Below are 8109 nucleotides of genomic sequence, written 5' to 3' on the forward strand. Positions count from 1 at the left end.
CTATAATTGTGAATATATTCACCAGTGCCACTGCTTGTGTTCAAAACTTTATTTACCTTTGGTAAAATGGAGATTCAGATATGGTACAGCAACTTACACCACCGGAAATCAAACCAGAAATCATCTACCCTGATAGTGATGGCAACCTTATGTCTGATAATACCAAACAATATGAATGGATTGTTAAAATTAAAGAAAATTTAGAAATATTATTCGCACCAAACGATGATGTATTTATAGCTGGTGATTTACTTTGGTATCCTGTAGAAGGAAGTGTAAAAACCCAACAAGCACCTGATGTTATGGTGGTGTTTGGAAGACCCAAAGGTGATAGAGGTTCTTATAAACAATGGCAAGCCGACTACTGACTACTGACATATTTTAGTTATAATTGCGCCAAATACCTACTAAAGAACCTTGCACCTCTACTTGCGTTGCTGATACTTCTATGGGATGATAATTTCGATTTGCCGGTTTGAGGGTGACAAGATCATCATGGCGATAAAAACGTTTTAAGGTTGTTCCATGTCCTTCCACTCTTGCAGCCACGATAGTTCCGTTTTTTAACTGATTAGGTTCAGCTACAGGGCGTAAAAATACCACATCACCATCTGCTATTAAATCCTCAATCATACTATCCCCAGCAACCCGTAAAGCATAGCTTTGGGGAGGTAATGCTAAATTGGCTAAATCCATAAGTTCTACCGCGTCTGTGAACGGTTCTATCAAGCCACCTGCGGCAATAGTCCCTAAAATTGGTACACCTTGTTTAACAGAATGAAGTATCCGCAGAGTTCTCGCCCTCCCTTCATTCCAGCCAATGTAGCCCTTATTACGTAAATGTTCCAAACGACTTTGAATGGGTGCAGGAGATTTCAAATTCATCCCTTCCATCATTTGGCGAATTGAGGGAGAATATTGATTTAATCTGATATATTCTACCAACCATTCATATAGTTCTCTTTGCGGATCTGTGAGACGTTCCATAATTTTTTTGGGAAGTAAATAATAAATGTCCCTAGAACATTGGTACTACAAAATTCTTCCCTTCACAAGCTTTTATTAAAAATTCATGGTAATTGGTAAATAATAGGCAAGAGGTAAGAGGGAGTACATAAGAATTTCACCAATTACCAATTACCAATTACCAATACTGTTATTTTGCCCCAAGAATACTTGCAAGTAAAGCCTTTTGAGCGTGTAGGCGATTTTCTGCTTGATCCCAAACCCGTGATTGTGAACCCTCAATTACATCTTCAGTAATTTCTTCACCACGATGTGCCGGTAAACAGTGTAAAACAATTGCTTCTGGATCTGCAAGACTTAATAATTGTTGAGAAATTTGATAGGGTTGAAAAACGGGGAAACGGTTATTTGCCTGTGTTTCCTGTCCCATACTTGCCCAAACATCAGTATAAAGTACAGATGCACCTTTAGCCGCTGCTTCGGGATCATGGGTGAGGACAACTTCAGTTTGATTATTAGCTATTTGCCTAGTTTTTTCCACAATTTCCGCATCTGGGGCATATCCTGACGGAAAAGCAATTCTCACATTCATTCCCACCAAAGCACAACCCAACATGAGGGAATTAGCGACATTATTACCATCACCGACATAGGTTAATGTTAAACCTGCCAAAGTTCCAAATTTTTCTTGAATGGTGAGTAAATCAGCCAATATTTGACAAGGATGTTCTAAATCAGTGAGGGCATTAATTACGGGAATCTTCGCATATTTTGCAAAAGTTTCCAACTCCTGTTGAGCAAAGGTGCGAATTGCTAAAACATCCAAATAACGATCTAACACCCTAGCAGTATCCTGGATAGGTTCTCCTCGACTTACCTGGGTGACATTGGGGTGAAGATCAATTACCTGTCCCCCCAGTTGATACATTGCTACCGTAAAACTAACTCTAGTGCGTGTTGAAGCTTTGGAGAACAACAAACCCAAAACTTGATGACAATGCAACTTGAGTTTTCCCAACTTTAGTTGAGTAGCTAATTCCAGAAGCTCTTGCAGTTCCGCAGAACTCAGATCCGCTAGACTTAATAAATCTCTACCTATCAATGCTGCCATGCTGGATTATCTATAAAGAACAAATGTTTTCGCACCTTTGTCTGGCAGGGTCACAAGAAATACTCTAGTTGCACTGTACCAAATATTTTGGCCTCAATCTACAAGATAACGGCTAGTTTTACCGATATTTGACAACCAGAAAATATCTTAAAAATATTTTTGCTTACCCCCTAGACAAATCATATCCCTATGCTATAATATGAAATCGGTGAGGCAATTAAAAACTTTCTTACCGAAATCGCCAGCATAGCACAGTGGTAGTGCATCCGACTTGTAATCGGAAGGTCGTAGGTTCAAATCCAACTGCTGGCCTTTTTTCCCATGACAAGGATGAAATTTTCTTGCATAAATTAATGGTATCATCCAGAATTCAAGAAACTTGAGAATCTTGGATAGAGAAAGAAAATAGTAGTCTTAAAAAAAGAATTGGTATATCAAAGGAAGCAATTACAGCCCATTTAGAAAGAAAATATTATTTAAGTATATCTACACTAATGCCACAAGTTGAAGGATTATTAAAAGATGCAGTAAAAAAGGCTAACATTAAAGTTAACTTAAGTCCCCGTTGGGATGCTGGGAATAAAACTGATATATTAGAGGAAGATGGGCGAGTTGCTGAAATTATGTCTGAGATTAAAGCAATTTTGGAGCAGTGACAATGTTAGGTTTACTAGAAAAGTTGAGTTGCTGGGAAGAATTAACAAGTCAATCAGCATTAGATAATGTTGATTCTGACCAAATTTTACTGATGAATGGGATTAACTGGAATATATATGAGACAATGTTACAGCGATTTGAAAATACCTCTCATTATCGGTTTAAATATTTAGAAGGTACTTTAGAAATAATGTCTCCTAGTCGTCGTCATGAGTTTGATAAAAAGATTATTGCTTTATTATTAGAAACTTATTTTATGGAAAAGGATATTGATTTTTATCCTTTAGGTTCAACTACTTTTAGAAAGGAAGCAGCCGCTAGAGGTATTGAACCAGATGAATGTTATTGTTTTGATTCAGAAAAATCTGTTCCTGATTTGGCTGTTGAGGTGGTTGTAACGAGTGGGGGAATTGATGATTTATTAATTTATCAAGGTTTGGGTGTACCGGAAGTTTGGTTTTGGCAAAATCATCAATTTTCCTTATATTTTCTGCGGGGTAATAAGTATGAGAAAATATCTAAAAGTGAATTTTTGCCCGATTTAGATTTAACTCTGTTGACAAGTTTGCTTTTGTCTGGTGAAAAACCAAAAGATTTAATCTCAAAGTTCCGTGAAAACATCCGTAGGGGCAATTCATGAATTACCCCTACAAATATACAAATAATATGAATGAAGTTTATCCTTATCTTCGCCTACCTCGACGAACTCCAAACTAAAATAGACCTTAAAGGGTGACAAGGCGACTCCACATAACAAGCAGCGCAAAGCCACCCCCTGCGGTATTTCTAAGAGAGATTGCGCGAAACTCACCTTAAACAACGAATTGCTTCTAATAACCCTCTAGCTTTATTCAAAGTTTCCTCATATTCTTTTTCCGGGTCAGAATCAGCCACCAAACCCGCACCAGCTTGGACAGTCACCGTCTGATTATATAATACCATAGTTCTGATGGCGATCGCACAATTCAATTGTCCTTCAAAATCATAATATCCATAGACACCGGAATACACACCTCGGCGACTTGATTCTAACTGATTAATTATTTCCATAGCCCTGATTTTAGGCGCGCCGCTGACGGTCCCTGCGGGAAAACAAGCTTTGAGTAAATCCCATGCAGTTTTACCAGGTGCTAATTTACCCACTACATTACTGACAATGTGCATAACATGAGAGTAGCGTTCCACAATCATTAATTCATCAACCTTTACACTACCGCTGCTGCACACTCGCCCTAAATCATTGCGTCCTAAATCAACTAACATGACGTGTTCGGCGATTTCCTTGGGGTCTTGGAGTAAATCAGCAGCTAAAGCAGTATCTTCCTTTGTTGTTTTCCCTCTTGGTCTAGTTCCCGCAATGGGACGGACTGTAGCGATTATTTCCCCTTCATCATTGCATTCTGCTTTCACCATGACTTCGGGACTAGAACCGATAATTTGCCAGTCTTGGAAGTTAAAATAAGCCATGTAAGGTGAAGGATTGATTTGCCGCAGAGAGCGATACAAAGCGAATGGATTGCCTGTATACTCTGTGGATAAGCGTTGAGAAACGACAACCTGGAAGATATCACCAGCTTTGATATGTGCTTTAGCTTTTTCCACACTGGTACAAAATTCTGCACGGGTAAAGTTGCTAGTATAGTCCTCTATGCCCGCTTTAGGCTGGTTTCCGGGGGCTGTCCAAGATATTTTGGTGTTTTCTGGTGCTAGAGGCAAAGATAGCTTTCTGACCATTTCCTCAAGGCGATCGCTTGCCTTTTGATATGCTACCTTTAAATCAGTTGAATTACGTAAATCTGCGTAGGCGATCGCCCAAATTTTCCGTTTTACCTGGTCAAAAATCAATAACTGATCTACCTGCATCCATAATCCATCAGGGATATTGCGCTGATCTTGAGCATGAATTGGTACACGCGGCTCAATCCAATTTATTAATTCATAACCCCAAAACCCAAATAAACCGCCAATTCCCGAAGGTAATTCTGGTAATTTTACTGGGTGATAAGGTGCTAAACATTCAGATAAAACTGTAAAAGGATCACCTGTAAAAACTTGCTGAGAACCATCTCGATGGGTTTGGGTGGTTTGATTACCCCTTGCTTCCAAAATCCATAAAGGATCACAACCCAATAAACTATAACGGCCTACGGTTTCTCCACCTTCCACCGATTCCAGCAAAAAGCTATAAGGTTGATCTGCACAGACTTTATACCAAGCAGATACGGGTGTATCTAAATCGGCTATCCATTCCTGATACAATGGGACAAAATTACCTTGAATAGTCAGCTTTTGAAACTGGTCGAAATCGGGGAAAATCATAAATAATTAGCAATTAGAAATTAGAAATTAAAAATTTGCAACAAGCTTTTTGTCATGGGTAAGGAGACAAAGTTTTTTCCCCTTACCCATTACCCATTACCTACTAGCTAAGGATTAAGCGTCGTGAGTAGCTTTACCGCTGAACTTGATTTGTGCAGGGTTGGGGTTTTGACCGATTCTGCGGGGTACGTGACGAACCATAGAACGTCCAGCATTTACCTTTTCAGGGAAGACACCATCAGCAGGGTGAATCATAGTGGTTTCGCCACTTGGTAAAATGCGGTAAACCTTGTAGTCGGTGATTTTGAATTTGCGAAGTTGCGCTCCTAAAGCAATACCGTACTCTTTGCGAGCAATGTAAAGCAGGTTTTCGCCCTTCACCATTTTAGCCGCGCCACCGGTGGGCATTTCAAAGACTTGCTCTTTAGGGCTTGTCCAGGTAATAGCGTACTTTTCTTCTACTTGGGCTTTTGTGAGTAGACCACCAGTGCTGCCACCAAAGATTGGGGTTTTTCCCGTGAGAGTTGCCATAATAAACTATCTCTTGTAGGTTTTTACGGCATACTAACATCGGATCTCGACTTATGTTGCGATCGCGTTATAGACTGTAACAGTTTTTAGTGATTGGTTCGTTGTCAGTGGTTAGTTGTCAGTTGTCATTGGTCAGTGGTTCGTTGTCAGTGGTTGGTGGTTGGTGGTCAGTGGTAATCACTCTTAACCATTAACCATTATTTCGTCAATTGTCAATTATTCCCCTAGCTATCTTGTACAATGGGAATTGTAAAATGGAGGTGGGTGCCTTGGTTTTTGCCTGGGGATTCCGCCCAAATTTTGCCCTTCCAGCCATTGACAATTTGCCGACAAATTGCTAAACCCAGTCCAGTTCCCCCAGTAGTTCGTCGTAATGCCCCTTCCTCTTGATAAAAGCGGTCAAAAATTATTTCTAGGGAATTGGGTTCAATTCCTCGCCCTGTATCGGATATAATTACTTCTAGCATCTCCTGACCATCGCTAATAGCTTTAACAGTAATCTGCCCTGAAGAGGGAGTAAATTTACAAGCATTATCTATAAGTTTGGCTAATACTTCCACTAACCAATCACCGTCAGCCCTAACTAAAGGTAAGTTTTTGGAAATTTGGGTTTTAATTTGTGGTATCTTGCCTTGGTTAGAGTGTATCCGTAAGCGACCAAGGGATAAATCTACACATTCTTGGATGGTTAATGATTCAGGATGCCATTCTACCTGGCCACTTTCTAAATTAGAAAGGGTTAAAAAGTCTTGTACTAGTTTTCGCATTCTTTCCGAGTCAGAAAGGGCTGTATTCAACATGATCTGTTGCAATTCCCAAGGCATATCCGGTTCGGTGGCCAAGCTTTCTAAACAAACTTGAATGGTAGATAATGGGGTGCGGAGTTCGTGTCCAGTAATGGCAATTAAATTACTGCGGGTGCGGTCTAAGGCTTCTAGTTGTTGGTTGAGTTCTTCTAAATTGGCAAAAGATTCAGCTTGAATCAGGGCTGCACCAATTTGGGTAGCGATCGCCCTAACTAAGTCTAACTCCCCAGGTTGCCATTCATGGGGGGGGAAATGGCAATCATGTAACTCCACAATTCCCAAAAGTCGCCCTTGATATAACACAGGTTCTATTAACCAAGAACGCACGCCAAACTGCCTCACAATTGACGATAAGACGGGTGATTTGTTGATTTGATCATCTGCTAGGGTGTCAGCCACACTTATGCCCTCAAGCTGTCGTAGTGCTTGCTGAAATAGGGGATTGTGTTCTAACTCCCAATTTTGTCCCAGAATAGATGCGACATCAGAATTGAGAAATTCATGTTCAATGATCGCTTTAGTATCTGTGGATTGGGCGCGATAAATTAGACAACGACAGGCTTCTAAATGTTTTCCTAATTCTTGGGCTGCTACTTGGAGAATTTCCCAGGGATCAAGCGATCGCCTAATTGCTGTACTAATCGAATTTACCAACCGATCTTTCCGAGCTTGAACAGCAATGGATCGGTATGCTTTATGTAGTTTATACTGACTAGCTTGTAAATAAGCCACCAATCTCTGTACAAATGGGTCTATATCAATACCATAAATATGTTCATCAATAACATTAACTTTTAACTTGTTTGTTAATTCCCTAATCCCTAACCTGTTTAATACTTCATCAATTTTATCCGCCAAATCCGGTCTATAAGCCTGAATTCTATCTAATAACAATTGAGCAGCTTTTAAGCATACCCCCTTTTCCGATGTCCAAATTCCCTCAAATCTTCGCGCTGTATCTATATCCAAGTTAGGTATCATCTCAGGGAAATGTTGATTCTTGTCCAGAGAACCCAGGCTTTCTCGACATATTAAACAGGTGGTATAGTTATCAGCGACTACTAACAAATGCCATTCTTGAGTTAAAGCATCATCAGACTCAAAAGCGATCTTTTCATAATATTCCGATCTATTAGCAAACTCCGTTTCTGACGCAGCTAATACATATATTTGATTACTTTTTTCCGCAAGCCGTTGATAACGATGGGCTTCTTGTCGGTAGAAGCGCTCTTTCTGGAAACTAGCAATAATGAGGGGACGATCTAAATTAGCTGCTAAGACTTGATCTTCCATTGCATGGGAGAGCGCGGTCAGTGAAGCCTTAAAATATAACTGGGGTCGCAAATGGGGAAGTGATTCCAGTAAATCACTAAGTACGGAAGTGGAAATACTCATTATTCATTAGTTATTAATCAGTGGTCATTAGTCATTAAACAGATCTTATCTATTATTTATTACCTATTATTCTGCTCCATTGCCAATAGTAAGAAAAATTTATCTATTTTTTAACCTCAATATAGCTTTCACAGTCACTAAAGCTAAAATACCATATTTAGTGCTAATGTATAGGTATAACAAACTTGTGAAAATATGTTATGTTATGAGTCAGAAATGTTGAATGTCGTTACAAAACTTTACATATTTAAGTATACTAGTATTATCAAGGGTAAAAATGTCAACATTTCATAATATCTTCCATCCAATGAACATAACTGATTT

7 protein-coding genes, 1 tRNA gene and 1 pseudogene are annotated in these 8109 nt (G+C 39.4%); 4 read left to right on the forward strand and 5 right to left on the reverse strand.

From position 1 onward, the window contains the following. Window positions 1-80: 80 nt before the first annotated feature. Window positions 81-356 (forward strand): annotated as a pseudogene (locus H6G44_RS17525) (Uma2 family endonuclease); the annotation flags it as partial. A 25-nt stretch (window positions 357-381) separates the two neighbouring features. On the opposite strand, the gene lexA reads toward H6G44_RS17525, so the two are convergent. After that, window positions 382-987, reverse strand: a complete 606-nt coding sequence (gene lexA / locus H6G44_RS17530) for a transcriptional repressor LexA (RefSeq protein ID WP_190387796.1) — start codon at window positions 985-987, stop codon at window positions 382-384. A 169-nt stretch (window positions 988-1156) separates the two neighbouring features. Further along, the gene (argF, locus tag H6G44_RS17535; RefSeq protein WP_190387795.1) at window positions 1157-2077 is read right to left on the reverse strand and encodes an ornithine carbamoyltransferase; all 921 of its coding nucleotides are present in this window, start codon (window positions 2075-2077) and stop codon (window positions 1157-1159) included. A gap of 240 nt (window positions 2078-2317) precedes the next feature. Between argF and H6G44_RS17540 the strand changes: the two genes are divergently transcribed. The 3 genes from H6G44_RS17540 to H6G44_RS17550 all read left to right on the forward strand — a co-directional run bounded on the left by H6G44_RS17540 (window position 2318) and on the right by H6G44_RS17550 (window position 3374). Beyond that, window positions 2318-2389 (forward strand) — tRNA-Thr (locus tag H6G44_RS17540). A 182-nt stretch (window positions 2390-2571) separates the two neighbouring features. After that, a complete protein-coding gene (locus H6G44_RS17545) occupies window positions 2572-2733 on the forward strand; it encodes a hypothetical protein (RefSeq protein ID WP_190387794.1) in 162 nt (53 codons plus the stop codon). Between the two features lie 2 nt (window positions 2734-2735). Further along, window positions 2736-3374, forward strand: coding sequence for a Uma2 family endonuclease (locus H6G44_RS17550; RefSeq protein ID WP_190387793.1), 639 nt, complete (start codon window positions 2736-2738; stop codon window positions 3372-3374). 167 nt (window positions 3375-3541) lie between these two features. On the opposite strand, the gene trpE is transcribed toward H6G44_RS17550, so the two are convergent. The 3 genes from trpE to H6G44_RS17565 form a co-directional block, all read right to left on the reverse strand. Then, on the reverse strand, window positions 3542-5053 hold the full coding sequence (gene trpE, locus H6G44_RS17555) for an anthranilate synthase component I (RefSeq protein ID WP_190387792.1): 1512 nt from the start codon (window positions 5051-5053) through the stop codon (window positions 3542-3544). 114 nt (window positions 5054-5167) lie between these two features. Beyond that, window positions 5168-5587: a photosystem I reaction center subunit II PsaD gene (locus H6G44_RS17560; protein ID WP_190387815.1), complete on the reverse strand. Its 420-nt coding sequence runs from the start codon at window positions 5585-5587 to the stop codon at window positions 5168-5170. A 221-nt stretch (window positions 5588-5808) separates the two neighbouring features. Beyond that, the gene (locus tag H6G44_RS17565; RefSeq protein ID WP_190387791.1) at window positions 5809-7785 is read right to left on the reverse strand and encodes a DICT sensory domain-containing protein; all 1977 of its coding nucleotides are present in this window, start codon (window positions 7783-7785) and stop codon (window positions 5809-5811) included. Between the last annotated feature and the right edge of the window lie 324 nt (window positions 7786-8109).

This window comes from Aphanizomenon flos-aquae FACHB-1287 (genome assembly GCF_014698755.1).
In the GTDB taxonomy this organism is placed as follows: domain Bacteria; phylum Cyanobacteriota; class Cyanobacteriia; order Cyanobacteriales; family Nostocaceae; genus Dolichospermum; species Dolichospermum flosaquae.

Excerpts from the sequence above, each read along its gene's own strand:
- lexA (WP_190387796.1), bottom strand. The coding sequence starts at position 987 with ATGGAACGTCTCACAGATCCGCAAAGAGAACTATATGAATGGTTGGTA.
- argF (WP_190387795.1), bottom strand. The coding sequence starts at position 2,077 with ATGGCAGCATTGATAGGTAGAGATTTATTAAGTCTAGCGGATCTGAGT.
- H6G44_RS17545 (WP_190387794.1), top strand. The coding sequence starts at position 2,572 with ATGCCACAAGTTGAAGGATTATTAAAAGATGCAGTAAAAAAGGCTAAC.
- H6G44_RS17550 (WP_190387793.1), top strand. The coding sequence starts at position 2,736 with ATGTTAGGTTTACTAGAAAAGTTGAGTTGCTGGGAAGAATTAACAAGT.
- trpE (WP_190387792.1), bottom strand. The coding sequence starts at position 5,053 with ATGATTTTCCCCGATTTCGACCAGTTTCAAAAGCTGACTATTCAAGGT.
- H6G44_RS17565 (WP_190387791.1), bottom strand. The coding sequence starts at position 7,785 with ATGAGTATTTCCACTTCCGTACTTAGTGATTTACTGGAATCACTTCCC.